The sequence below is a fragment of the Vibrio sp. 10N.261.52.A1 genome (genome assembly GCF_002876325.1).
Taxonomy (GTDB): Bacteria; Pseudomonadota; Gammaproteobacteria; order Enterobacterales; family Vibrionaceae; genus Vibrio; species Vibrio chagasii.
Genome location: NZ_MCYD01000093.1, coordinates 1 through 651 on the forward strand (window position 1 = coordinate 1; position 651 = coordinate 651).

General features: G+C 42.4%; 1 protein-coding gene. It reads right to left on the minus strand.

Going from position 1 to position 651, the window contains the following annotated elements:
• Nucleotides 1-160 precede the first annotated feature (160 nt).
• Nucleotides 161-634, minus strand: a complete 474-nt coding sequence (locus BCT81_RS01280; protein WP_102423042.1) for an FKBP-type peptidyl-prolyl cis-trans isomerase — start codon at nucleotides 632-634, stop codon at nucleotides 161-163.
• Nucleotides 635-651: the final 17 nt, after the last annotated feature.

Sequence of the window (651 nt, forward strand, 5' to 3'; positions counted from 1 at the left end):
TTAGACCAGTCGTCTAGTGGCTGTATTATTACTTGATTATTCGTGTTAACTGGATGATTGTTCGTACTTAGGTGCTTTTACAGCAATGACTTACCAATAAAAAGCCCCGACATGTTTCTATGTCGGGGCTCAACGTATTACTTACTTTCCAGATAGTAGATTACTGGATAGAGATTAACTCAACATCAAAAATCAGTGTTGCTGATGGTGGGATTGGGCCGGTACCACCTTTGCCGTAACCTAGCGTGCTTGGAATGAATAGGCGGACTTTTTGACCTTCTACCATGTAAGTCAAACCTTCTTGCCAGCCTTTGATTACTTGCTTCAGAGCGAATGAGATTGGCTCACCACGTTCTACAGAGCTATCGAAAACCGTGCCATCGATCAGAGTACCGTGATAGTGAACTGTTACTTTGCTTTCTTTAGTAGGGTGAACAGTGCCAGTACCTTCTTCAAGAACTAGGTACTGAAGACCGCTCTCAGTCGTGATCACACCCTCTTTCTTTCCGTTCTCTAGCATGAACTGTTGACCTTGTTCGAAGTTTTCTGCACCAGACTTATGATTTGTCCAAGTACGGTAAATCATGAAACCCGCCAAAAGAAAGACGATGACCGGGATGACAAATTTAGACATAGTAAAACCTATTATAT

Excerpts from the sequence above, each read along its gene's own strand:
- BCT81_RS01280 (WP_102423042.1), bottom strand. The coding sequence starts at position 634 with ATGTCTAAATTTGTCATCCCGGTCATCGTCTTTCTTTTGGCGGGTTTC.